The sequence below is a fragment of the Embleya scabrispora genome (assembly GCF_002024165.1).
Classification (GTDB): domain Bacteria; phylum Actinomycetota; class Actinomycetes; order Streptomycetales; family Streptomycetaceae; genus Embleya; species Embleya scabrispora_A.
Window position 1 is genome coordinate 4,866,862 of sequence record NZ_MWQN01000001.1, and the last position, 25,448, is coordinate 4,892,309.

Here is a 25,448-nt window from a genome sequence, read left to right on the forward strand (position 1 = left end):
TGTCGTACGAATCGAGCCTCACCCGTGACCGCAACGAACGTTCCCCCGATACGCACCGTCGACGAGCACATACACCGCCGGCGCTGGGCCATCCTCGGCGTCCTGGTGATCAGCCTGCTGGTCGTCGTCCTCGACAACTCCATCCTCAACGTCGCGATCAAGACCATCGCCGACCCGGACAAGGGTCTGGGCGCCACCCAGAGCGAACTCCAGTGGGCGATCAACTCCTACACGCTGGTCTTCGCCGGACTGCTGTTCACCGCCGGCATCCTGGGCGACCGCTTCGGTCGCAAACGAACGCTGTTGTTCGGCATGGTGATCTTCGGTCTCGCCTCGCTGCTGTCCGCCTACTCGCAGAGCCCGGGGCAACTGATCGCGGCGCGCGCGGTGATGGGATTCGGCGGCGCGTTCGTGATGCCGGCCACGCTCTCCATCATCAGCAACGTCTTCGAGCCGCAGGAACGACCCAAGGCGATCGGCATCTGGTCCGGCGCGGTGGGTCTCGCGATCGCGATCGGCCCGATCACCGGCGGCGCGCTGCTCGACCACTTCTGGTGGGGCTCGGTGTTCCTGATCAACGTCCCGATCGTGATCGTCGGCATCGTCGCGATGCTGGTGCTCGTGCCGGACTCGCGTGATCCCCGGCCGGGCCGGCTCGACCCGATCGGGGTGGTGCTGTCCATCGCGGGCCTGGTCTCGCTGGTCTACGGCATCATCCGCGGCGGCGACGCGGGCTGGGGCAGCGTCGAGGTGATCGGCACGATCGTGCTCGGCCTGGCCGTACTCGCCTTCTTCGTCTGGTTCGAGAAGCGCAGCGACCACCCCGCGCTCGACGTGCGGTTCTTCCGCGACCCGGCGTTCTCCGCCGCGGCCGCCGCGATCGGCCTGGTCTTCTTCGCGCTCCTGGGCGTGACCTTCTTCATGGCCTTCTACCTGCAGAGCGTACGCGGCTACACCCCGCTGCAGACCGGTCTGCTGCTGCTCCCGCTGGCGGTCGCGCAACTGCTGTTCTCGGCGCGCAGCTCGGTGATGGTCAAGCGGTTCGGGGTGCGCGCGGTGACCACCGGCGGCATGCTGCTGGTCGGCCTGAGCTTCCTGTCCTTCCTATGGATGGACCGCACCTCGCCGATCTGGATCCTGTGCGTGGTCTTCTTCGTCCAGGGCGCGGGCATGGCGCACGTGATGCCGCCGGCCACCAACTCGATCATGTCCTCGCTGCCGCGCGAGAAGGCCGGCGCCGGATCCGCGGTCAGCAACACCGTGCGCCAGGTGGGCGGGGCCCTGGGCGTGGCGATCCTGGGTTCGGTGTTGTCCTCGGTCTACCGCGACCGGATCTCCGGCGACCTCGACAAGCTCCCGCCGAACGTGCCGCGCGGCCCGGCCGGCGACTCGGTCGAGGCCACCCTCGCGGTCGCGGGCAGGCTCGGCGACCGGGGCGCGGCGCTGGTCGACCCGGCCAAGGACGGCTTCATCGACGCGATGCACGCGGCCTCGATCGGCTCGGCGGTGGTCGGCCTGATCGGCGCGGTTGTGGTGTTCCTGTGGATGCCGCGCCGCGATGCCGGGCAGACTGGCCCGGGAGCGGGCCGACCCGGGGAGCCCGTCGAGGAACAGCGCTCCGCGAAGGTCTGACATGCAGCCTGCGACATCCCGATCAACGGTCGAACCGACGGCCGGCCCCACCGACCCCACCGTCGAGGCCGGCGTCGACCCCGGCGCGGCGGACAAGCCGCGCCGGGGCCGGCCCCGCAGCGAGGAGGCCGAACGGGCGATCCTCGACGCGACGTTGCGACTGCTCGCCGAGCACCGCAGCGTCGCCGGCCTCTCGGTCGAGGCGGTGGCCCAGGAGGCGGGGGTGGGCAAGGCCACCATCTACCGCCGCTGGCCCGGCAAGGAGGCGCTGATCATCGCCGCGCTCGAGGCCGCGGAGGTGACCCCGACGGTGCTCGCGGGCCGCTCGTTGCGCGAGGATCTGGTCAGCGTGCTGGAGAACATGCGCCGGCAGGCCATCGACAAGCGCGGCGACGGCCTGATGGGAATAGTGGCGGGCGAGATCCGCAGCCATCCGGAGCTGTACCGGCGCTACCACGAGGTCGTGGTGGAAAAGCGCCGGGCGATCCTGCGGGATCTGCTGCAGCGCGGGATCGACTCCGGCGAACTGCGCGCCGACCTTCCGATGGAAGTCCTGATGGACCTCGTCACGGGCCCCATACTGGTACGCAAGCTCGTACGGGCGAACGCGAGTCTGGATCCGGAACTGCCGGCCCAACTCGTAGACGCGCTGCTCGGCGGAATCCGCGCTCGCTCCTGAGCCCAAAGGGAACCTATCGGCCGCTTTCCGGCGTCCGTTTCGACGTAGGCGGCGTTTTGTTCGTACGTTGACGCGGACAGTCGGGACCCGCACCCCGGGACATCAGGAGGCAGCATGACGTGGCCCACCACGACCGATACCGGAGCCGAGCCGCAGCCGGCCGGCGACGGCGGTCCGCGGCGCGGGTCACGTTGGTCGTGGGAGTCGATCCGGGACGGCGCGGTCCGCGTCTGGCACACCCCGCCGTGGCGGCGCGGCCGGGTGATCGCGGTGTTCGCGGTGCTGGCCGCGCTGCCGATGGCCTTCCACCGGCTCGTGCCCAACACCCCGGGCAACTGGGGCAGCTTCGTCGAGACCTTCCTGCCCTGGGCGGGCCTGGTCATTCCGCTGCTGCTGGTCTGCGCGGCGATCCGCCGCTCGTGGACCGCGGTCGCCGCGACGATGCTGCCGGTCCTGGTCTGGGTGACCATGTTCGGCGGCTTCTTCCTGCCCGGCCGCGGCGGCGGTTCGCACGACCTGCGGGTGGTCAGCCACAACGTCAACGCGGACAACCCCGACCCGGCCGGCACCGCCCGTTCGCTGCTCGGCTCGGGCGCCGACGTGATCGCGCTCGAGGAACTGCCCGAGGGCGCGTGGAAGCAGTACAACGCCGTGCTCAAGGACCGCTACCCGAACGTGCAGCACGAGGGCACGGTCGCGGTGTGGACCACGGCCCGCTTCCCGATGAGCAGGGCCGAGGCGATCGACGTCGGGATGGGCTTCACCCGGGCGCTGCGCACGGTGATCACCACGCCCAAGGGCGACGTGCCCTTCTTCGTCGCGCACCTGGCGTCGGTGCGTTTCGGCCCGAGCGGCTTCACGGTCGGCGACCGCAACCGCACGATCGACCGGCTCGCGTCGTCGCTCGCGGTCGAGACCGCGCCGCACGTGATCCTGGTCGGCGACCTCAACGGCACCACCGACGACCGCGCGCTGCGCCCGGTCACCCGCTACCTGCGCGACGCCCAGGACGCGGCGGGCACGGGCATGGGCTTCACCTGGCCCGAGTCGTTCCCGATGGCCGCGATCGACCACATCATGTACCGGGGCATGGCCGCGGCCGACGCCAAGGTCCTCGGCAGCACCTCGAGCGACCACAAGCCGATCCAGGCGGACCTGCGCCTGAACTGAGCCACCGCGAACCCGAACGCCGCAGGGCCCGACCACATCGGCCGGGCCCTGCGGCGTGTCGGCTTCCGGGCCGTGGTCAGCCGCTTTCGCGCCAGTGGTTGGTGATGGGTAGGCGGCGGTCGCGGCCGAAGGCCTTGAGGGAGATCTTGGTGCCCGGCGGGTATTGGCGCCGCTTGTACTCGGCGGTGTCGACGAGGGCCAGGATGCGGTCCACCAGGGCCGGTTCGAAGCCCGCGGCCACGATCGCGTCGCGGCCCATGTCGCGTTCGACGTAGTCGTCCAGGATGGCGTCCAGCAGGTCGTAGGGCGGCAGCGAGTCGGTGTCGACCTGGCCGGGTCGCAGTTCGGCGCTGGGCGGCTTGGTGATCGAGTTGACCGGGATCGGCGCGACCTCGCCGCGCCGCTCGGCCTCGGCGTTGCGCCAGCGGGCCAGCCGCCACACCGCGGTCTTGGGCACGTCCTTGATCGGTGCGAAGCCGCCCACCGCGTCGCCGTACAGGGTGGAGTAGCCGCAGGCCAGCTCGCTCTTGTTGCCGGTGGCCAGGACCAGGTGGCCCTCCTGGTTGGACAGGCCCATCAGGGTGGTGCCGCGCACCCGGGCCTGGAGGTTCTCCTCGGCCAGGCCGGTCAGCCCGAGCGCGGCCAGGTAGGCGTCCACCATCGGCGCGATCGGCACCTGCCGGTAGTCGAGCCCGATGCGCTCGGCGGTGTCGGCCGCGTCGTCCCGGGAGTGCTCGGAGGAGTAGCTGCTGGGCATCGAGACGCCGTACACGTTGCCGCCGCCCACCGCGTCGGCCGCGATCGCGGCGACCAGGGCCGAGTCGATCCCGCCGGACAGGCCGAGCAGGACCGACTTGAAGCCGTTCTTGGCCACGTAGTCGCGCAGACCGGTGACCAGCGCCCCGTAGATCTCCGCGTCGTCGGACAGGGCCGGCGCGATGGTGTGCTCGGCGGCGGGCCCGGGCGGCGGCGCGGACTCCTCGGTCAGCACCACGTGCCGGATGGTCAGGTCGTCGGCCACCGTGTCGTCCGTGCGGGCGAGCCGGGCGTCGACGGTGCGCTGCGGCAGGTCCAGGTCGGCCACGAGCAGTTCCTCGTGGAATCGGGCGGCGCGCGAGAGCACCCGGCCCTCGGCGTCCACGATCAGCGAGTCGCCGTCGAAGACCAGTTCGTCCTGGCCGCCGAAGGCGTTGACGTAGGCGAGTGTGCAGTCGGCCTCGCGGGCCCGGCGGCGGACCAGGTCGAGCCGCGAGTCGTCCTTGCTCACCTCGTACGGCGACGCGTTGATCGACAGCAGCAGCCCGACCCGGGCGGCGCGCGCGGCGGCCACCGGGCCGCCCTCCTGCCACAGGTCCTCACAGACCGCGATCGCGATGTCCACCCCGCCGATCCGGGCGACCAGGAGCCGGTCGCCGGGCACGAAGTAGCGGTATTCGTCGAACACGCCGTAGTTGGGCAGGTGGTGTTTGGCGGAGCGGGCCGCGATCCGGCCCCGGTGCAGCACCGCGACCGCGTTCTGCGGGGCGCCGGCCGGGCGGCCCAGGCGCGGTGTGGACGCCTCGCACCGGTCCAGATAGCCGACGACCACCGCGATCTCGCCCAGTCCCTCGGCGGCGAGCCGGCCGGCGAGGTGCTCCATGGCCAGCCGGGAGGCCTCGACGAAGGACGAGCGCAGCGCCAGGTCCTCGACGGGGTAGCCGGTCAGGGCCATCTCCGGGAAGGCCACGAGTGTCGCGCCGCGCTCGGCGGCCCGTCGGGTGCGGCCCAACACCAGTTCGGCGTTGCCGTCGAGATCGCCGACCGTGGGGTCGATCTGGCTGAGGGCGATGCGAATCCGGGTCACGCGTTCCAATGTACCCGACCCTTGACGTCAGAGTGACGAATACTCCGGAGGAGGGGCCGCGGCATGCGGCCCGCCGCGCGATGGCGGCCCCTCGGCCGGACGGAAAACCGCAGGCCAACAGCGGGCGAAAGGCGTTCACCCGAGCCGGCCCGGGGCTCGGCGTCGAACCGCCCGGAGGATACCCTTGGCACGGTTCACCACCGGGCCTTGACGACTCGCCCGACGGGATCGCCCGACGGGTGTGATGCCGTACGAAACAGCCGTCCCGCAGGTCGTCCCCGAGCGGTTTCGGGGTACCGGAGCACGGGGCGTGGCGAAGCACGGCGATAGCTGTACGCGACCGAGGACGCAACGCAAAGGGCACGTAATGTGCTCGAAACCCCGCAGCGGGATACTCGGGTGCCCGCGGTGCCCCGCCGATCGCTCACAGGCCGTCCGACCTGCAAGGATAGGGAATTATGGATAAGCAGCAGGAGTTCGTGCTCCGCACCCTCGAGGAGCGCGACATCCGGTTCGTGCGGCTTTGGTTCACCGACGTGCTCGGCTTCCTGAAATCCGTCGCGGTGGCACCGGCCGAACTCGAGCAGGCGTTCGCCGAGGGCATCGGCTTCGACGGCTCGGCGATCGAGGGCTTCGCGCGCGTGCACGAGTCGGACATGCTCGCCAAGCCGGACCCGGCCACGTTCCAGATACTGCCGTGGCGGGCCGAGGCCCCCGGTACCGCTCGCATGTTCTGCGACATCCTGATGCCCGACGGCTCGCCGTCGTTCGCCGACCCGCGCTACGTACTCAAGCGCACCCTGGAGCGGGCCTCGGAGAAGGGCTTCACCTTCTACACGCACCCCGAGATCGAGTTCTTCCTGTTGAAGGAGAAGCCGGTCGACGGGACCCCGCCGACGCCGATCGACCACAGCGGCTACTTCGACCACACCCCGCAGCCGGTCGGCCAGGACTTCCGCCGCCAGGCGATCACCATGCTCGAGAACATGGGCATCTCGGTCGAGTTCAGCCACCACGAGGGCGCGCCGGGTCAGCAGGAGATCGACCTGCGCTACGCCGACGCGCTGAGCACGGCGGACAACATCATGACCTTCCGGCTGGTGGTCAAGGAGGTCGCCCTGGAGCAGGGCGTGCACGCGTCCTTCATGCCCAAGCCGTTCTCCGAGCACCCCGGCTCGGGGATGCACACCCACCTGTCCCTGTTCGAGGGCGACCGCAACGCGTTCTACGAGGCCGGCGCCGAGTACCAACTCTCCAAGGTCGGCCGCTCGTTCATCGCGGGGTTGCTGCGGCACGCGGGCGAGATGGCCGCGATCACGAACCAGTGGGTCAACTCGTACAAGCGACTGTGGGGCGCGTCGGCGCGCACCGCGGGCATGGGCGGCGAGGCGCCGTCGTACATCTGCTGGGGGCACAACAACCGCTCCGCCCTGGTGCGGGTGCCGATGTACAAGCCCACCAAGGGGCAGTCCACCCGGATCGAGGTGCGCCAGATCGATTCGGCGTGCAACCCCTACCTGGCCTACGCGGTGCTGCTCGGCGCCGGGCTCAAGGGCGTCGAGGAGGGCTACGAGCTGCCCCCGGGCGCCGAGGACGACGTGTGGGCGCTGACCGATGCCGAGCGGCGTGCGCTCGGCATCGCGCCGCTGCCGCAGAACCTGGCCGAGGCGATCGCGCTGATGGAACGCAGCGAGCTGCTGCCGGAGATCCTGGGCGAGCACGTCTTCGAGTTCTTCCTGCGCAACAAGCGGCACGAGTGGGAGGAGTACCGCCAGCAGGTGACTCCCTTCGAGCTGAAGCGCTACCTGCCGGTCCTCTGAGGCGGGCGCCGGCTCCGTTGGGGGTTCGGCTCCACTTCCCAATCCGGCTCCGCCACGTCGAACGGCCCGACCCCACCGGGGGATCGGGCCGTCGATCGTCGGGCGGCGCGGGACGGTCGCGCGTACGGGCCGCCGGCGGCCGGGGGACGTCCGCGCCCGATACGTCCGCGCTCGGGACGTTCGCGCCCGGGAAGTCCGCCCGGGACGGCCGCGCTCAGGACATCGGCGGGCCCAGCAGCTCCAAAATGTACCGGACGTAGGCGTCCTTCTCCTCGCCCTGCGGCAGCAGTTGCGGCGCGCCTCGGCGGATCAGCGCGATGCCGACGGTCATGGTCAGCGCGGTCAGCGCATGCCGGTAGGCGGCGTCGGCGGGCAGGCCCAGTTCCTCGGTCAGCCGGGCGCCGAACTCCAGCCGCCGGCGGGTGACCTGCTCCAGGATCGGGCCGACCACCGGGTGCTGGGCGTGGATCAGCAGCGTGGTGGTGATGTCCGCGCCGCTGGGCGCGGTGAACGCGTACTCGGTGAGCCGGCGCCCGCGTTCGACCGGATCCTCGATCCGCTCGGCCGCGGCCATCAGCTCCTCGGACTCGGCCACCCAGCGCTCCAGGGCGGCCTGGATGAGCGAGTCGCGATCCTTGAAGTGCCAGTAGAAACTGCCCTTGGTGGTGCCGAGGCGTTCCGCGAGGGGTTCCACCGCGACCGCGCCCAGGCCGCCTTCCCGCATCGCCTCCAGGGCCGCTCGAGCCCAGTCCTCTCGGCTGAGGGTGCGGCGGCCGGGGCGAGCGGACCGTTCCGGTTCGTCGTCTGATTGAACCCTCTCCGAGGGAACACCGTTGCGCATGGCACCTACGCTAACGTAGGGTGACGTCCCGTACGGTGGCGTATGGCGGCTCGTCGCTACGGAGGCCTCTTCGGGCCGTGGGACGGACGGCTCGCAGAGTGGAATCGCCGTTCACCACCGGACGAGGGCGCGCCGCACATGTGTTCGCCGCGGTCGGGGGGCTCGGCGAACCCCCGGTGCGGCGCGTCCACATTCCCAGTTCCGTTCTTGATCGATCAGTCGTTTGACCGGATACGCTCGGCCGGTGACCTCTGCGGATCAGCCTCGCGAACCGGCGGCCACCGACGGGCGTCTGGTGCGACTGGGCTTCACCGACATCGCGAGCGCCGCGCGCAACCTGCGCGATCCGGCCCTGCTCGGCGCGGGCGACGACCCGCTCTTCCTGGACGCGCTGGCCGCCACCGCCGACCCCGACCTCGCGCTGCTCGGCCTGGTCCGACTCGCCGAGGCCGCCGCCGATCGCTCGGTCCTGCTGTCCACGCTCGCGTCCGCGAAGCCCTTTCGGGACCGGATACTGGGCGTCCTCGGGGTCAGCGCCGCGCTCGGCGACCACCTCGCCCGGCACCCCGACGACTGGCGCTCCCTGGTCACCTACGACGTGCGGGACGCCCGGCCCACCCCGGCCTACTTCCACACCGTGCTCGCCGGCGCGCTCACCGGCCTGCGCGGCGACCCGGCGCTCGACGCGCTGCGCGTCGGCTACCGGCGCTGCCTGCTCTCCATCGCCGCGCGCGACGTGTGCGGCTCGGCCGACGAGCCGACCGTGGCCGCCGAACTCGCCGACCTGGCCGGTGCCACCCTGGACGCCGCGCTCGACCTGGTCCGCCGCGAGCACCCGGTCGAGGCCGAACAGTGCCGGCTGGCGGTGATCGGCATGGGCAAGTGCGGCGGGCGCGAACTCAACTACATCAGCGACGTGGATGTGGTCTTCGTCGCCGAGGCCCCGCCCGGCGTGTCGGAGGGCATCGCGGTCGCCGCCGCCAACCGGCTCGCCGGCGCCCTGATGCGGGCCTGCTCGGCGACCACCGTCGAGGGCTCGATCTGGGAGGTCGACGCCAACCTGCGCCCCGAGGGCCGCAACGGCCCGCTCACGCGGACCCTGGCCAGCCACCTCGCCTACTACGAACGCTGGGCCAAGACCTGGGAGTTCCAGGCCCTGCTCAAGGCCCGCCCGGTGGCCGGCGACGCGGCCCTGGGCCGCAAGTACATGGACAGCGTCTCGCCCATGGTGTGGACCGCGGCCGGCCGGGAGAACTTCGTCGCCGACGTGCAGGCGATGCGCCGCCGGGTGGTGGACAGCATCCCCGCGCGCGAGGTGGCCCGCGAGGTCAAGCTCGGGCCGGGCGGGCTGCGCGACATCGAATTCGCCGTGCAGCTGCTCCAGTTGGTGCACGGCAAGTCCGATCCGACACTGCGCCGCGGCTCCACCCTGGAGGCACTCGCCGCGCTGTCCGCCGCCGGCTACGTGGGCCGTGACGACGCCGCCGGGCTGGACGCCGCGTACCGCTTCCTGCGCACCCTCGAACACCGCATCCAACTCTTCCGGCTGCGCCGCACCCACCTGTTGCCCACCGACGCGGGCGAACTGCGCCGGATCGCCCGCTCGATGGGCATGCGCTCGGATCCGGTGGGCGAGTTGGAGAAGGCCTGGAAGCAGCAGACGCTGGAGGTGCGCCGGCTGCACGAGAAACTGTTCTACCGGCCGCTCCTGGACGCGGTCGCCCGGCTCAAGGCGGGCGAACAGCGGCTTACCGCCGAGGCCGCGCGGGCCCGGTTCGAGGCGCTGGGCTATGCCGACCCGGCCGCCGCGATGCGCCACCTGGAGGCGCTGGCCTCCGGGGTCAGCAGGCGCGCCTCGATCCAGCGCACGCTGCTGCCGGTGATGCTGAGCTGGTTCGCCGACTCGGCCGACCCCGACGCCGGGCTGCTCGCCTTCCGGCAGGTCTCCGACGCGCTCGGCAACACGCACTGGTATCTGCGGCTGCTGCGCGACTCGGGGGCGGGTGCCTCCGGGGCGGCGGCGGAGAACATGGCCCGGGTGCTCGCCTCCGGGCGGCTCGCGCCGGATCTGCTGCTGCGCGCGCCCGAGGCGGTGGCGATACTCGGCGACGGGGACGGGTTGCGGCCGCGTTCGCGGGCGGCGCTCGAGACCGAGATCCTGGCCGCGGTCGGGCGGGCGCCGGGGCCGGAGAGCGCGGTACAGGCGGCGCGCAGTGTGCGCCGACGGGAGCTGTTCCGGATCGTCGCCGCCGACGTGCTGGGCCGGCCGGCCGTGGACGCCATCGGCCGGGCGCTGACCGACGTCAACGCCGCCACGTTGACCGGTGCGCTGCGGGCCGCCGTCGACGGGTTCGAGCGTGAGCGGGGGCCGATGCCGGCTCGGATCGCGATCATCGCGATGGGCCGGTTCGGCGGTTACGAGCAGGGATACGGCAGCGACGCCGACGTGATGTTCGTGTACGAACCGATCGAGGACGTGCCGGAGGAGTCGGCCGCCAAGGCCGCACAGCGGGTGTGCAACGAGGTGCGCCGGCTGCTGCAGATCCCGTCCACCGACCCGCCGCTGCTGATCGACGCCGACCTGCGCCCCGAGGGCCGGCAGGGACCGCTGGTGCGCACGCTCGCGTCGTACCGGGCCTACTACGAGCGCTGGTCCAAATTGTGGGAGAGCCAGGCCCTGCTGCGCGCCGACGTCACCTCGGGCGACGCCGACCTGGGCCGGCGGTTCCTGGCACTGGTCGAGCCGGTGCGCTACCCGTGTGGTGGGATCGACGACGGCCAGGTCCGCGAGATCCGCCGGATGAAGGCCCGGATCGAGGCCGAGCGGCTGCCGCGCGGGGCCGACCCGACCACACACACCAAACTCGGCCGAGGCGGTCTGGCCGATGTCGAATGGGTGGTGCAACTGCTCCAGCTGCGGCACGCGCACGAGGTGCCCGCGCTGCGGGTGACCGGCACCCGACAGGGGTTGGCGGCGGCCCGGGACGCGGGGCTGCTCGACGCGCACGACGCCCGGATCCTGGACGATGCGTGGGTCGAGGCCACCCGGGTGCGCAACGCGGTGATGATCGTGCGCGGCCGGTCCTCGGACAGCTTCCCGTCCGATGTACGCGAACTGGGCGGGGTGGCCCGGCTGCTCGGGCACGCCTCGGACGAGACCGGCAGCCTGCTCGAGGAGTATCGACGGGTGACCAGGCTGGCACGGGCCGTGGTGGAGCGGGTCTTCTACGGCGAGGACGAGACTTCGACGGGCTCGCGCTGAGGCTTCCCGCGAGGGGCGTCGGGTGCGTGCCCGTCGTGCCCGTCGGCGGCCTTGGGGACCGGCGGCGGCGGTGGCGGCGCGGCCCGCGGGTCGTCCGGCGGATACTGCGGGAAGCGGTACGCGGAGCGTCCGTTGACCAGGCACTGGACGCCGAAGGCCGCGGCCAGGGTGATCCAGCCGCCCACCGCGTCGAGTACGAAGTGGTTGCCGGTCGCCACGATCACGAACAGCGTGGTGATCGGGTACAGGACGCCGAGCACCTTGGCCCACAGCGGCCGGGCGAACATCACGATCGCGAGCGCGCACCACGTCGACCAGCCGATGTGCATCGACGGCATCGCCGCGTACTGGTTGGAGACGTTCTTCATGTCGCCGGACGCCATCGATCCCCACGTGTGGTGGATCAGGACGGTGTCGATGTAGTCCGCCCCGGGCAGCAGTCGCGGCGGTGCGAGGGCGTAGAAGAAGTAGCCGAACAGGGCCATCCCGGTGGTCAGGAACAACACCGTGCGCACGGCCCGGTAGCGGCCGGGATGTTTGTGGAACAGCCACACCAGGACACCGATGGTGACCACGAAGTGCAGGGTGGCGTAGTAGTAGTTCATCGGCACGATCAACCAGGTGACGCCGTTGACGGCGTGGTTCACGCTGTGTTCGATGTCGATGTGCATGGTCTTCTCGACATCGAGGAGTTGCCAGGCGCGGTCGATCGCGGTCCCCTGGCGCTCCGGGACCGCGTTGCGGATCAGCGAGTACACCCAGTAGCTCAGCGCCACCAACGCGAGTTCGACCACGAATCGCGGACGACGCGGCGTGTGCAGATATACACGCAATCGGGTCATCGTGGGGATTGGCTGCATGGTCTTCCGTCCGGCTTCGTCGGTCAGCCGTCGCCCCGACGGCGGCATGGTCTCTCGGCTCGGATTGCCCCCCATGACTCAAGTCTGCCAGAGCCCGCCGCCGAGCCGATCACCCCGTGGGGTCGTCCGGGCACGATCTTCTCCTCCCGAGGACGGAGAAAAGGCACGTCGCGGTGGGTGCGCGAAGGCCGCCCCCCGCGGGATGGAGGGCGGCCTTCGGAGTTTCGGACGGGGTTCGTGACATCGGACGGGGCCGGTGGGCCGGGGTGTGATCAGGGAGACGGGACGGACTCGGGGGCGGGGTCGGCGGAGGTCGGGTCGGTGGCACCCGCGGGCTTGCGCAGGGTGATCGCGGCGATCACCGCGCCGGCGGCGGCGATGGCGGAGGCACCGAGGAACGCGGCGGAGAAGCCGTCGGTGAGCGCGTCGGGGTTGCCGACCTCCTGGGCGCCGTGTGCGGCGGCGACGGCGGTCATCGCGGCCAGGCCGAGGGCCGAGCCGATCTGGTAGCTGGTGTTGACGATGCCGGAGGCGAGACCGCCCTCCTCGGGGCGGGCGCTGGAGATCGCGGTGCCCAGGGATGGGATGAAGGCGAGCGCCATGCCGGCGGCGGCGAGCAGGGAGGCGGGCAGCACGTCGACCCAGTAGTTGCCGTCGGAGCGGACGAGGGACAACCACAGCATGCCGCCGGCGAGCGCGATCAGGCCGGTGACCACCAGCGGGTTGGGACCGAAGCGGGCGATCAGGCGCGGCGCGAGCACGATCATCATGAGCATGATGGCCACGGTCATCGGCAGCAGGGCCGAGCCGGAGGCGAAGGCGCCCAGACCGAGCACCTGCTGAAGGTAGAGGTTGAGGAAGAACCACATCGGAATCCAGGCCGCGGCCATCAACAGCTGGGCCAGGTTGGCCCCGGCGAGGTTGGGCGTACGCAGGATGCGCAGCGGCATCAGCGGCTCGGCCCGCTTTGCCTGGACCAGCAGGAACAGGGCGATCAGGCCGATGCCGGCGGCGAGGACTCCCAGGGTCTCGGCGGAGCCCCAGCCGGTCTCGGGGGCACGCACGACGGCGTAGACGGCGACGCCGAGCCCGGCGGTGGCGAGGATGGCACCGAGCACGTCGATCGAGCCGCGCCGGGCGGGGGCGTCCGGCATCAGCGACGGGGTGGCGACCAGGGCGAGTACGGCGACGGGGATGTTGATGTAGAAGACCCACGGCCAGCTGGCGTATTCGGTGATCAGGCCGCCCAGGAAGACACCGGCGGTGCCGCCGGCGGGCGCGGCGGCGCCGTACAGCGCGAACGCCTTGGTCAACTCCTTGGGGTTGCCGCCGAAGAGCATCATCAACAGGGTCAGCGCCGAGGGCGCGATGAGCGCGGCACCAACTCCCTGGACGGCCCGCCCGACGAGCTCGACCCACACCTCGCCGGCGAGCCCGGCGGCCAGCGACCCGACCCCCAGGATCGCCCAGCCGACCGAGAACACCCGCTTGGCGCCGAACAGGTCGGACAACCGCCCACCGAGCAGGAGCAGCCCGCCGAACGCGACCACGTAGGCGTTGAAGACCCAGGACAGGTTCTCCTGCGAGAACCCGAGATCGGTCCGCATCTCGGGCAGGGCCACGCCGATGATCGACGTGTCCATGATGACCATGAACTGGGCGAGCGCAATCAGCGCAAGCGCCGCCCAACGACGCGGATTGGCTTGTGGTTCGGACATCACGATCACTCCATAGATACGACCGGGGGGTATCCGGCGACCAGGAACATACCCGAGGGGGGTATACAAAATCCAGAGGCCGGCCATAAATACCTGCCGGGGGTATGCGATCGGCGTCCGCGAGGCCCACAAAACGCCGCAAAGGCCGACTCTGGCCGGAGCCGACGAGGGGCCTCGCGGGGCCGCTACTTCGTGATCAGCGCACGGAGCTGGTCGATGGTCAGCCACGGGTTGGCGCGGTGCACCATGCGGTGGCAGTTGGCGCAGATGAGCGCGAGGTCGGAGAGCTTGGTCTCCCCCTCGCCGGCCACGTGCAGCGGAACGACATGGTGGCACTCGATGTAGCCGGCGCCGTGCGCACCGTACTTCGCCTCGAAGTCGAAGTCACAGACGGCGCAGCTCAAGTGGCCCTGCTCGTCGAGCACCTCGGCGAGCTTGCGCTCGCGCAGGCTGTGGTTGCGTTCCCGGTAGAGGTGCCGTCGGGCGAGGATGCGCCCTTCGGGTGCGCTGTACTCCTCGAATTCTTCGAGCGGAGCCGGGGGAGGCTGAGCAATTCACCGGAGCGCAGGCCCGACCGGATACGCCGCGCGGCCTCGGCCATGGTGCTCGGTGCCGCGAGGAACGCGTGCAGGACCTCGTAGTCCAACGTGTTTCGGTGGGTGCGGGTCGGCTTGCCGATGTTGTCCGAGTGGCACGTTCGGATGTCCGAGATCTTCTGCGCGACACCATCGGCGTTGCGGAAGGTTTCTCCGCGCGTGGCTTCGGGGTGGAAAGGAAGCTTCTGCAGCAGGCGGGAGAGTTCGATCACGCGCTCGTCGCTCGCGTCGATGTGCGCCCAGTCGTTGCCGGCCAACAGGGCGCAGGCAAGCACCAGTTCGTCCCAGACCCAGTCGAGGCTGCGCATGGGGGCGCGCACTTCGAAGCCGAGCTTCAGCAGCCACCCCGCTGCGGCGGCCTTGCCCCCGCTGAACTCGTCCGCCCTGAGCGCTCTGCCATGGCAGTACCGATGGGCCACGCCTGCGATGGCCTTGGAGTCGTACTCCTTGCCGTCGTGAACCAGAACGTATTTCCGGGCCGACCCGAAGCCGTAGGTCTCCCGGAACGCTTCGGGCCCGAGTCGATCGCACTCCGCAAGGGCCCGCAGAACGGCGTCGCGGGTCAGCTCCCCGATCTTCATCGCCCGAGTCTGTCAGCGGCGCGAGAGCGGCCACCACAACCCCGAGCGGAAAACCCCGCCAGGCCGATCCGGCCGCGGCCCCGAAACCGACGAAGAAGGCCGCCGACCGCGTGATGGCAGCGGTCGACGGCCTTGTCTTCGAGAGGGGGCGAGGCCGCCCTCGGGCAGGCTTAGATGTCGAAGAAGTGATCAGGGGGATCCGCTGACCTGCGGGAACGCCGTGGTATGGGCTCTGACCTGTACAAACGCCTTGCATGACTGCTCAGTGTTTCGCGCCATTTCTTGCCTTGGTGTGCCCTCTCCGTGCCCTACTGTCCGCCTCCCAGCGCTCTCGGCAGCAAACGCCAAGCTCTCGCCTCGCTCGTGCCCGACCGGCTGTATAGGCCCGTTGCCACCCAACAGCGGGGCCAGGGCCGCGCCGTTCCTTCGGACACTGGTCGCCCGTGATCGTTCTCGACTGTCTTCCTACACCCTCATTGCCGTCAGGACTGCCGTCATTCTGTGTTGGCTCGTCATGGACTGCGCCGCCTTCGTCAGCGGACAACCAACGCTCAGCTTCCTGGGGCGTCCGCGCCCACCGCCCCGGTTCCCGGGCGGGCTTCCTCTGGGGCTGCAGGGTTGCCGTCGGCAGGACGATGTCAGTGGGGACGCCTACAGTAAAAAAACAGCGATAAGCGCACAGATTGGCTTCATGCCCTCGACCGCAGGCGCGCTCGTGATCTTGGCCTATCGCCAACTCCCGTCCCGGCCATACGGCTCTGCTCTCTTTCCGAGGACAGCACATGCAACTCGCCGACCATTTCAACGAACTCCTGGGCAACACGGTGAACCTGGGACAGGTCAAGCTGAACCTGCTAGAAACACGGGTGGAGTCGATCTACCGGGCGCTGAAGGCCGATCCGGTGATTGGCCAGTTGATCCTCGACAAGATCCCGCAGGGCTCCTGGGCGCACCGCACGATCATCGACCCGGTCCGCGGCGCGGAGTTCGACGCCGACGTGATGCTGCTGATGGCCGAGAACTCCGGCTGGAGCCCGAAAACCTACATCGAGGAGGTCTATGCGGCCTTGCACCGGCACAGCGTCTACAAAGACATGCCGCACTCGCGCAAGTGCCGATGCGTGCGGCTGGTCTACAGCAACTCCATGCACGTCGACCTCGTGCCCTCCGTGCGACTGGCCGATGGCAGGGAGGTCATCGTTAACCGCGATGAGGACCGCTGGGAGTACACCGACTCCGAGGGCTTCACGACCTGGATGCGCACCCAGGATCAAGCCGCCCAGGGAAACCTGCGGAGGGTCATCCGGCTGATGAAGTTCCTGCGCGACCACAAGGGGTCGTTCACCGGAACCCGGTCTGTGATCTTGACGACGCTGCTGGGCAACCAGGTCAGCACCTACAAGAAGCTTTCCGACCCGGGCTACTACCGCGATGTGCCCACCACGCTGCTGCACATCGTCGAAGACCTGGACATCTACCTGCAGGCTTACCCGGTCAAGCCGTCGGTTGCGGACCCCTCCGGGTCTGGGCTGACCTTCGACCACCGCTGGGAGCAGAGCACCTACTCCTACTTCCGCGACCGGATCCACACGCACGCCAGCGAGATCCACGACGCGTATCACGCCGCGGACAAGGACACGAGCGTGCGGCTGTGGCAGAACCTGTTCGGCCCCGGCTTTAAGGCGCCGGTGGTGGCCGCCAGCAGCGCGAAGTTCCCGGCGACTGCGGCTTCAGCGGGCGCTGCGGCAACCGTCGCCCGGCCCGGCCGTGCCGGGTGACTCGCAAGACCCGCCCTGGACTCACGCATTGGCAGAAGCAGGCCCTGGCTGATCTGCGCCAGGTATCGGCCGAACAGCCTGATGTGCTGCGCTTGGTGGGGGCCCCAGCTCACGGCCGAGACGGGTCACTCTTGGTGAGGCTGCGACTGCACACCGGCCCCTTGGCTACCGGCGCAGATGGTGGCCTTGCCCTGCAGGAACACGAGGACTTTGTCGTGACCCTTCCGGGCTCCCCGTTACCGATGCCTACCATCGAGGTGACACACCCGAGGTTCACCGGCTACCCCCATGTCCTGGCGGGCCGCCGGCTATGCGTCTTCCTGGACCCTGCCCGCGAGTGGGACCCACTACGCGGGGGTATGCGCGCGCTACTGAGCCGCCTGTGGGCCTGGCTGGCGGATGCGGCCGCAGGCCAGTTCGATGCCTCGCAAGCGATGTACCACGCGGTCGGCGGGGTGCTCCACCACACACCCGGAACCCCGACCTTGGTAGTGCGCGCCCCCGGCCCCGACCGGCGCATCCAGGCCGGTTACCTGATCACCCGCACCAAGCACCGCCTCGACCTGGTCTACGGCCCGCCGCCGCAAGGCGGCGGGCTGCGGGTACCGGTGGTCAGCCTTGCCGCAGCGTTGCCGCTGGGCGGTGGCACCACCCTCGCCGAGCTCATGGCCCATCTGGACGGCCGCGGCCCGGCCTCTGCGCAAGGACGACCAGTGCGGGCGGCTGTGTCCCCCCAGTCCCCGGCGATCTTGACCACGCTCGCAACGAGTGCAATCCGCAACCCTGACAACACCCACCAGTACCTGATACTGGCGGTCCCGCATCCTGTCGGCGGACCACCCCACCTGCTGGGTGCACGCCTTCCCGCGCCCGCCGCGGACGCGCTGCGCCACGCGGTCCGCGCACAAGGCGCCGCCCTGAATATTGACGTCTCCCGCATCCGCCCCGACCTGCCGATCGAATGGTGCCCTGTGTCCGATGAACGGCCCGCCGTGACCACCCGCCGCGATCAGGGCACTCCGATCAGCGGCTTCCTGGGCAAGCACGTGCAGGTCTGGGGCTGCGGCGGGATCGGCTCTTGGATGGCCGAATTCGCCGTACGCGCTGGCGCCGCACAGGTCAGCGTGTGCGACCCGGGAACAGTCACCGGCGGACTTCTGGTCCGGCAGAACTACACGGAGGGCGACGTCGGAGCGCCGAAGGCCCAAGCCCTGGCGCAGCGCCTGCAGGCCATCAGCGACACGGTAGTGGTCGACGCCCACGACGGAGCAGTACCTGATAACGCCGCCGACCTCACCGGGACCGACGTGCTCATCGATGCAACCGTCACCATCGCCATGGGCCATGTCCTTGACCAGTTTGCCGCCGTTGAAGGCCCCCGCCCGGTCCTGGCCCAGGTTGCCACCGACACTCGCACTGGCACTTTGGGCCTGCTGAGCGTCTGCGCTCCGGGTACCGCGCACGGGCCCAGCAGCATCGATACCGCCGCCGGAAAGACCGTGCTCGCGGACCCGGCCCTGGAGCTCTACCACTCGCTGTGGCAGGCCACTCTGGGCGGCGACGAACTGGTGCCCACCCGCGGCTGCTCGGTACCCACCTTCCACGGATCGTCGGCTGACCTGGCCGCCGTTGCAGGAACACTCACCTCCCTGCTGGGTATGCATCTGGTGGCGCCTGCCTCCGGCACGCACCTCGTCGCGCTACCCCACGCCGCCGGCTCACCCCATCACCGCTTCCTGCCCCACGACCTGCCACCGGCCGTGCCCTGAGCCCGGGCGCAGCGGCGGGGACAATTCAAAGCCTGTGGCTCCGGACGACGTTCCGGCAAAGGGGAGCACGCGGGGCAAGCCTCGTCAGGGGATCTCCATCGCTGCGTTGTAGCGGCCATCACTGCGGTCGTAGATGACCAGGACGGGATGGACGTTCGCGTCGTGGAGACGGCCGAGGGCCACGGCGGCAGACACGGGGGCCGCTGCCAGCACGTGCAGGCGCCTGATGTGCTTGTGCCGGGCTTCGAGATCGGACATCAGCGACCTCAACGTGGAGCTGTACGCGTTCAGCGTGTCCACGGAGTTGACGACGTCAACGGACGGGGTGACGCCATGCGGACTAACCCGCCAGCGGGGCAGGTCCTGCAGGTCGCTGGGAAGCTCCGCCTCCTGGATGCTGCCCGAGATGTTCAGCAGCAGAAGTCCCTCGGTGGCCTGTTTCTGAGCACCAGGCATGGCCTCGACGCTGAAATCTGCTGGTGCCGTCAGTGTCTCCGGCCATGTCCAGGCTTCCGTGCTGCGGTGGCGCTGGTAGATGGTCACCGCGAAGGTGTCATCAAGACGGGAACCGAAGTACACCAGCAGCGGAAGGCGGGCAAACCCGAAGACGCTGACGTGACGCACCGAGTCCTGCCGTACGGCCTCCGCCAGCCGGTATTCGAGCACCTGGTTGATCCTCCGGCGACACTGCTGCCAGTACGCCGGTTCTCCACGTTCCTCGCCGACCACCTGCCGCAGATCTACTTCGAAGCCGTCTCCGTGAAGGCTTAGCGGGAACTCTGGGAAGCGGCCCTCGGATCGGATCACTGCCTCCGCCGTGGTGGCCTTGGTCAGTTCGACCTCTTGGCCCCGAACGCTGCCGATGAGGCGGATGACGACTGTGCCGTCCGTGGGGTTCAGACCAGTGACCCTGCGGATCCACTCCTCGCGCTCGCGCTTGATCTGGCGCAGCCGCTCCACCGTCACAAGGTCTAGCGAACCCCTGCGGTCGATCTCATCGTGCTCGCCGCGGCACAGCAGCATCAGGTTCTCGGCCAGGTCACGCTGGTCCACCGGCAGCGGATCGCCGCCCCGTGGGGACCCCGGGGCCGTGTCCTGCCCCACGATGTGCGCCAGCTCGCCGAGCCTGAACTCCCGGTATGTCAGCTTTCCTTCCAGCAGATACGCGCCGCACAACTCGCATCTGCCTCCCGCTCGCACCCACGCCTTGAGCCGCTCCGTTTCCGAGACCGCCACCGGACACCCCCTTTTGATGCGTATGTAAACAGACAGATCACAAACCACAGCCTTACAAGCACATCACGAACCCCAGAAGCAACCGTGCAACTCACGGGCCTGTACTTCACATCCCAGGACGCAACCGCTGGCCCACTGCGTTTCCGTGCGGCGAGACTTGGGGAAGCTGTGTTCCATGGCCAGCGGCGGCAGCCCGACACCGGTGCCCTGACTGCGGGCATCCGGCGCGGGGGCGGGGGTTGCAGTGGGTGCGGATTCGGATGGTGGGCGGGTCGCTGCCCGGGGATTCCAGTACCAGTATCTGCGGACGTTGGAGGCTTTGCTTGCTTCGATGACCGATCAGTCTGCGGTGGCTTCGTGTCGGATCGAGGGGCCAGTGACCGCCACTTCGCTCCACGAGGTAGACGCGGTCGATTTCGACTTGGCGGACGCCCTTGGCCGCTCGTTGGTGGCGGTGCAGGTCAAGAGTTCCGGCCAAGGGCGGCCACTTAGCGCGCCGCGGGCTCTGGAAGTGCTCGTCCAGTTAGTGTCCGGCCTGTCCTCGCAGCGGTACGAACTGATCACCAACGCCCGACCCGACGAGCGGTGCGCACGCCTGGCCGACATGTTGGCGACGCTTAACTGCGACCCGGTACGGCTGCGTCAGGAGTTGGAGGACTTCTTCAGCGCCGCGCCGGCGTCGTTGCGACGTCTCGCGACGCTGACCCCGGAGCAGTGGCAGCGGCTGGCGACGATGCGGATCGTGTTCGACACACGGGACGAGGACGGCCTGCGCGTGGATCTCCACAATCGGTTGTGCGCACTGCGGCACGGCAGCGAACAGGGGCTGTCCGTCCGCTCTGCCGGTCTGGTCCTGGGCTTTCTGGTGGCCGAGGTCCTTCGGCGGGCCGCGAACCCGCCGTCGAGTGGGTGGGACCTGGAGGACTTCCGGGCGTGTGTGCGGGTCGACGACGATGTCCTGGTGACGGCGTTGGGCCGACAGGACTACGGCGTCGTGGCTGGCCCGCTGCCACCGGTCCCGGACATCAGCCGTCCGCAGCTGTTGGAAGAGGTCGCTGCGGTGCTCCACCCAGCTGCTCCCACTGCAGGCGTCGCCGTCTGTGTCCTCAGCGGCTTGTCAGGGATCGGAAAGTCGAGTCTGGCAGCGGGGTATGTGGCGGCGCAGGCGTACCGCTACGACATGGTGTTCTGGATGGACGCCTCCACTCCGCAGACTCTGGCGGGTGCGTTTGCGCGGCTGCTCGCGCATTTGGGCGCTCCCAACGATGCGGCGCTGGACCCGGTCTTCGTCCGGGAGCGAGTGCATATCCTGCTGCAGCGGACGCCGGGGCCCTGGCTGCTGGTGTTCGATGACGCCTCTCCCGGCATGCTGCAGGAGTGGCTTCCTCCGCTGGGGCGAGGCCAGGTGCTTGTGACTTCTACCTCCCGCAGGTGGCGCGGTGCCCTGGGCCTGGTGGAGGTGGACGCTCTGGAACCGCCGCAGGCCCTTGACCTGCTTCGGCTCCGCCTGGGTCTGCGCGACGACCAGGGCACCTCTCACGAAGAGGCCTTGACCGGATTGGTGGAGGCATTGGGGCGGTGGCCGCTGGCAATCGAACTTGCCGCGGGCTACCTCGTGGACAGCCGGCTCAGCCCCGAACGGGTCGGCGAATACCAGTCGCGGCTGCTGTCCGTCGCGCTGGACGACGAGACGGTCCTACCGCCCGGCTACCCGCGGACACTGGTTGCCGCTGTGACCCTGAGCCTGGAAAGGCTGTACGAAAGTGCCCGTCGCAGCCCGGAGATCCTGGTCGGGTGCCGAAGCCTGCTGCTGTCGTTCTGCTGCTTCGCGGCGCAGCGCATTCCGGTACACCTTGCATTCGTGAGTGCGTTCGTGTCAGGCGCGGAGTTGCCTAACACCCGTGTGCAGTTGATGTTCGATGAGGCAGCCTCACCGCTGCGCGACATCCTGCGTGAGCTGTTCGCGCTGTCCTTCGTGCGCCCCGACGCCCGGTTGCCACCCAACGAGATGCGTGATGCGGTTCCTGGCGGCGAGGAGACCGTGTCGATGAATACAGTGCTCCAGCTTGTGCTGGACCGATTACTGAGCCAGCGCTTCAACAAGGTCCAGATTCTGCAATGGGCGTGCGCCCACACGAACGCGTGGCTGGCCCAGGCAGTTGACGACGGTCAGAGCGACCGGGCATGGGATCTAGCCCAGCACGCCGCCGTCCTGGCTGATCAGGTGCAGAATGGCGATATTGCGACGCTCCATACTGCACTCCTGTTGGGCAACCTCGCCGCGTTCCAGAGCGATCATGGTCGTTATGATCTGGCCCGCCTGCTCCTGGAGCGTGAGCTGGAGTGGTTCGCCAGCGGTCGTGTCCACGCGAATCGAGTCACAGCGCAGGCACGGCTCCAACTCGCTTCACTGATTGATCTAACCGCCTCTGCGGACGCCGGCGAACAAACTGTTCTCCAACTCGTCCCCGTCCTGGATCACCTCGCTGCTCTGCCTGCGGCGGACCACCGCAACTACGCCGATGTGATCACGCAGGCTCTGATTCTCCTGCAGCGTGCATCTCGCCGTACTTCCCGCAGCACCGTCATCGATCAGCTCCTGGCACGGTTTCAGAAACTGGCCGATCCCTTGCCCGACACACCGAAGATCCGTGCCATGCAGCAGCTCGTCTCTCTCGGTGCCCTCATGGAGGAAGGGCGAGCAAGCGATGCGGAGCAGGCCGCCATCAGAGCGTTGGACCTGATCGGCTCGCCCTGGACCAGCCAGGCGGCAGAGGCCCGTCGGCTGCTGATCGAAGCGTTGGCCCTGCAACATAAATGGGAGCAGGCCGACGCCGAGTACACCCGATTTCGGCGCTACCTCGGTCCACGGACTCTGCACCGCCTCACGGTGAACTACCTCGTCCACAATCTCGGTCAGTGCACCGCGATGATGTGGGTCCTCACTGGTAACGACGCAGCGCTCGCCCTGCTCGACCGACTGGTCGAGGATACCGGCTCTTATCATGACCATCTCGCCGAGAACGACTATGACCGCACCCGCTTCCAACTTCTGCGCGCCGTACACGCCGCAGCACACGAGGTCGTCAAAGTCGACGAGCCCACCATTCCGGGAGTAGCGCGCCCCACTGATTTCGTGACCCTGTTGTCGCAGATCGCTACCCTGCCGTTCGCGGATGCGCCGCTGCGCGCACACGCCTGGGAGGTAATTTTCGGGGGACTGCATACCCGATTGACCGTCCGCTTCGGCGAAGCAATGCATGGCCGGATCCACTCCCATGAGAGCGCAGCACTTGCCGAGCTGCCACCCTCAATGGGGGCACAGCTCGATGTGGCGCTTCGTGAGACGCCCACGCTGGGGTACCTCGGCCTGTCGACCGATGCCGGCTTTGCCGCCCTCGGATTCCGCAGCAACATCGACCTGCTGGGCCCCAGCATCCCGGGGTTGTCCGGTCCGCTCCCTCTGGTGCTGCTGGAACCCAAAACTCGGCACCTGGTTAGTGCTGCCGACGGCACCATGGTCGACGCGCAGCTGCATTGGCTTTGCGCGCACGGACTACGCCGTCTATGGGGGTTCCAGGCTGTTCCCTCAAGCGCAGACCTGACGCTGCGCCCCGGCGGGACCTCCTCGCTCCTGCTCGACAGCAAGGAGGGTGTGGTGACCCGCATATACGCCAAGCCCAACCCTGCCTGGCAGAAGGCCATCCAGCGGCGCGGCACGGCTCTGATCATTGCCTGCTACGCCTTTGCTCTCGGCGAGCCCCTCCTGAGCCGGACGATCCTGTCCTCGCCCCTCAGTACAGCCCAGCGTTTCCAGGAAGCGCTCACTGAGGGAACCCTGGCCGCGTCTATGGTCAGATGGACAGACCCACGCCCGCCCTCCGCACGCAAGCGGCCATGCACCAGCAGGAAGCGCCGCCGCCGATAGCGTGTGACCAAAGGCAGTGCCCTGGAGAGGGCTCTTCCACGTTTTTCGTAGCTGGTGATCGAGACACACCGCGGGTGCACTGACCACAGAGGGGCCTCAATGTGGCGATTAGCTGACCTGGGCTGACTACGAGTGCTCAGCGCGAGCCGTGCAGGCGGTCACTGCTCGTAGGACCAGGCGCGGCCGGTCTGTCGGTATTGCTCGACGGGGATGGGCTCGACGTCGGCTCGCATTCGCGCGGTGTACAGCAGGCCGTCGAGGTGGTCGATTTCGTGGTGGATTAGGCGGGCGAGGCCGCGTTGGTAGGTGGTGATCGTCGGCTGGCCGTCCGGGTTGGTGGTCTCCACGGTGATCCGCAGCGGGCGGGGGACCAGGCCGCGGACGTCGAAGAAAGACAGGCAGCCTTCGAACTGTTCGTCCGTCTCGTCGGCGTGCCCGGTAATGCGCGGGTTCAGCAGGACGATCGGCGGAGCATCAGGGTCGGCAGGCCGGACGATGGCGGCGGCCCGGTCGATCCCGACCTGTGGTGCCGCGATGCCCATGCCCTTGGCGAAGGGGTGGACCTGGCCGATGCGCTCCATCGCGATGAACAGTTTCTCGACGACCTCCTCGGCGCTCTCGCGCTCGGTTGGCAGGTCGAAAGGGCGGGCGGGCTCGGCGAGGATGGGGGTGCCCTCCTGGACGACGCCGAGGTCACGCATCCGGTCGCTGGGCCGCACCTGGGTCACCTGAACTCCCCTTGAATCGTGTCGTGTTCGTTCGGCTCGGGCTCGGAATCGCCATTCCAGACGGTAGCGGGCGTGGAGGGTGGGCGTGGACGTGCTCCAGGAGAAGACCTGCAAACCGGCCTCGTCGCGCCGGATCGGGGCGGTTCGCAGCGGCACCGCTTCGGCGGTCATCGACGTCTCGGTGCCCCAGACCGCCGGGTCGAGTTCGGCGGGGAAGGCGAGTTCGACCTCCAGGTGCTCGGTGGGCAGGCGGACCGCGCGCTGGAACCAGCGGCCCCACTTCTCCTCGCCGACCGTGTAGGCGTATTCGATCCACACCGACTCGCCCGGGTACAGCGGGAAGCGGCCCTGCTCGTTCTCGAAGAGCAGCCAGATCTCCTTGAACGCGTCGCGGTCGTGCTTGGCCTGCCAGTTCATTGCCTCTCCGCGGCAGGTCGCGGTCAGCGCGAGTTCGTCCCAGGTCAGCGGGTGTTCGCGATAGTGCGCGTTGGAGCGCTCCGGCTCGCCGGGGTAGCGGTCCACGCTGATGCGGATCAGGTAGCGGGTGATCGGCTCGCCGCCGGTGTTGCGCAGCAGTCGGCGCATCGTCAGCCGGTAGCCGGCACCGTCGAACTCCATGCGGGCGGCGTCGTGTTCGACGATGATCGCCGATCCGGTCGCGTACGGCTGCTCTGTCCGGCGGTGCGCCGGCGGGGCGGTGCCCGGCGCGGTCCGGCTTCTGGCCGCCTCATAGTCCAACCAGCGCTTCCACAGGGCCTTGCCCGCGTTCAGGATGTCCTCGGCTCGGCGGGCGAAGTCTTCGGTGGGCTTGTGCCGCCCTGACTCCACGTGGCTCACGTACGACGGGTCGAAGCCCATCTTGATGGCCAACTTCCGCTTGGACAGGCCCCGCACCTCGCGCCAATGGGCGATCTCCGCTGCGAACGCCTCGGCGGCCTGCTCGACCGTCAGGGTGTCGTCCCGCGCGTCCATCGAAGCCCCCGCCCTGGCCGCCGGATGAGATGAGT

16 protein-coding genes are annotated in these 25,448 nt (G+C 69.2%); 8 read left to right on the top strand and 8 right to left on the bottom strand.

Features of this window, described 5'->3' with window-relative positions:
• The first annotated feature begins 24 nt into the window (after window positions 1-24).
• The 3 genes from B4N89_RS21605 (at window position 25) to B4N89_RS21615 (ending at window position 3,481) form a co-directional block, all read left to right on the top strand.
• Entirely contained in the window at window positions 25-1,632 is a 1,608-nt protein-coding gene (locus tag B4N89_RS21605) for an MFS transporter (RefSeq protein ID WP_078977483.1), read from the top strand.
• 1 nt (window position 1,633) lies between these two features.
• Window positions 1,634-2,311: a TetR/AcrR family transcriptional regulator gene (locus B4N89_RS21610; RefSeq protein ID WP_078977484.1), complete on the top strand. Its 678-nt coding sequence runs from the start codon at window positions 1,634-1,636 to the stop codon at window positions 2,309-2,311.
• A 114-nt stretch (window positions 2,312-2,425) separates the two neighbouring features.
• Complete coding sequence (locus tag B4N89_RS21615; protein WP_078977485.1) at window positions 2,426-3,481, top strand: endonuclease/exonuclease/phosphatase family protein; 1,056 nt, start codon at window positions 2,426-2,428, stop codon at window positions 3,479-3,481.
• Between the two features lie 76 nt (window positions 3,482-3,557).
• On the opposite strand, the gene B4N89_RS21620 is transcribed toward B4N89_RS21615, so the two are convergent.
• Entirely contained in the window at window positions 3,558-5,324 is a 1,767-nt protein-coding gene (locus B4N89_RS21620) for an NAD+ synthase (protein WP_078979518.1), read from the bottom strand.
• Between the two features lie 458 nt (window positions 5,325-5,782).
• Here B4N89_RS21620 and B4N89_RS21625 point away from each other — a divergent pair, with 458 nt between their 5' ends.
• The gene (locus tag B4N89_RS21625) at window positions 5,783-7,144 is read left to right on the top strand and encodes a glutamine synthetase family protein (protein WP_078977486.1); all 1,362 of its coding nucleotides are present in this window, start codon (window positions 5,783-5,785) and stop codon (window positions 7,142-7,144) included.
• 214 nt (window positions 7,145-7,358) lie between these two features.
• Here the strand turns inward: B4N89_RS21625 and B4N89_RS21630 are convergent, their stop codons facing one another.
• Entirely contained in the window at window positions 7,359-7,985 is a 627-nt protein-coding gene (locus B4N89_RS21630; protein WP_078977487.1) for a TetR/AcrR family transcriptional regulator, read from the bottom strand.
• A 244-nt stretch (window positions 7,986-8,229) separates the two neighbouring features.
• Here B4N89_RS21630 and B4N89_RS21635 point away from each other — a divergent pair, with 244 nt between their 5' ends.
• The gene (locus B4N89_RS21635; RefSeq protein ID WP_078977488.1) at window positions 8,230-11,247 is read left to right on the top strand and encodes a bifunctional [glutamine synthetase] adenylyltransferase/[glutamine synthetase]-adenylyl-L-tyrosine phosphorylase; all 3,018 of its coding nucleotides are present in this window, start codon (window positions 8,230-8,232) and stop codon (window positions 11,245-11,247) included.
• Here the strand turns inward: B4N89_RS21635 and B4N89_RS21640 are convergent.
• The 4 genes from B4N89_RS21640 to B4N89_RS53040 form a co-directional block, all read right to left on the bottom strand.
• Window positions 11,211-12,089 carry a phosphatase PAP2 family protein gene (locus B4N89_RS21640; protein ID WP_235618719.1) on the bottom strand — a complete coding sequence of 293 codons (879 nt, stop codon included), beginning with the start codon at window positions 12,087-12,089 and terminating at the stop codon, window positions 11,211-11,213. The genes B4N89_RS21635 and B4N89_RS21640 overlap by 37 nt on opposite strands.
• Window positions 12,090-12,379: 290 nt before the next feature.
• Entirely contained in the window at window positions 12,380-13,825 is a 1,446-nt protein-coding gene (locus B4N89_RS21645) for an MFS transporter (RefSeq protein ID WP_078979520.1), read from the bottom strand.
• Window positions 13,826-14,010: 185 nt separating this feature from the next.
• Window positions 14,011-14,250 (bottom strand): HNH endonuclease, encoded by a 240-nt coding sequence (locus B4N89_RS51550; RefSeq protein WP_235618720.1) that lies wholly within the window; start codon window positions 14,248-14,250, stop codon window positions 14,011-14,013.
• Entirely contained in the window at window positions 14,226-15,002 is a 777-nt protein-coding gene (locus B4N89_RS53040; RefSeq protein ID WP_321170701.1) for a hypothetical protein, read from the bottom strand. The genes B4N89_RS51550 and B4N89_RS53040 overlap by 25 nt, the downstream gene beginning before the upstream one ends.
• 782 nt (window positions 15,003-15,784) lie before the next feature.
• Here B4N89_RS53040 and B4N89_RS21655 point away from each other — a divergent pair.
• Window positions 15,785-16,780, top strand: a complete 996-nt coding sequence (locus B4N89_RS21655) for an SMODS domain-containing nucleotidyltransferase (protein WP_078977489.1) — start codon at window positions 15,785-15,787, stop codon at window positions 16,778-16,780.
• 359 nt (window positions 16,781-17,139) lie between these two features.
• A complete protein-coding gene (locus B4N89_RS21660; protein WP_235618721.1) occupies window positions 17,140-18,549 on the top strand; it encodes a ThiF family adenylyltransferase in 1,410 nt (469 codons plus the stop codon).
• Window positions 18,550-18,633: 84 nt separating this feature from the next.
• On the opposite strand, the gene B4N89_RS21665 is transcribed toward B4N89_RS21660, so the two are convergent.
• Window positions 18,634-19,785: an HNH endonuclease gene (locus tag B4N89_RS21665; protein ID WP_235618722.1), complete on the bottom strand. Its 1,152-nt coding sequence runs from the start codon at window positions 19,783-19,785 to the stop codon at window positions 18,634-18,636.
• Window positions 19,786-20,116: 331 nt separating this feature from the next.
• Between B4N89_RS21665 and B4N89_RS21670 the strand changes: the two genes are divergently transcribed.
• Window positions 20,117-23,713 (top strand): ATP-binding protein, encoded by a 3,597-nt coding sequence (locus B4N89_RS21670; RefSeq protein WP_143658048.1) that lies wholly within the window; start codon window positions 20,117-20,119, stop codon window positions 23,711-23,713.
• Window positions 23,714-23,871: 158 nt separating this feature from the next.
• On the opposite strand, the gene B4N89_RS21675 is transcribed toward B4N89_RS21670, so the two are convergent.
• Window positions 23,872-25,413, bottom strand: a complete 1,542-nt coding sequence (locus B4N89_RS21675; protein WP_078977492.1) for a peptide deformylase — start codon at window positions 25,411-25,413, stop codon at window positions 23,872-23,874.
• Between the last annotated feature and the right edge of the window lie 35 nt (window positions 25,414-25,448).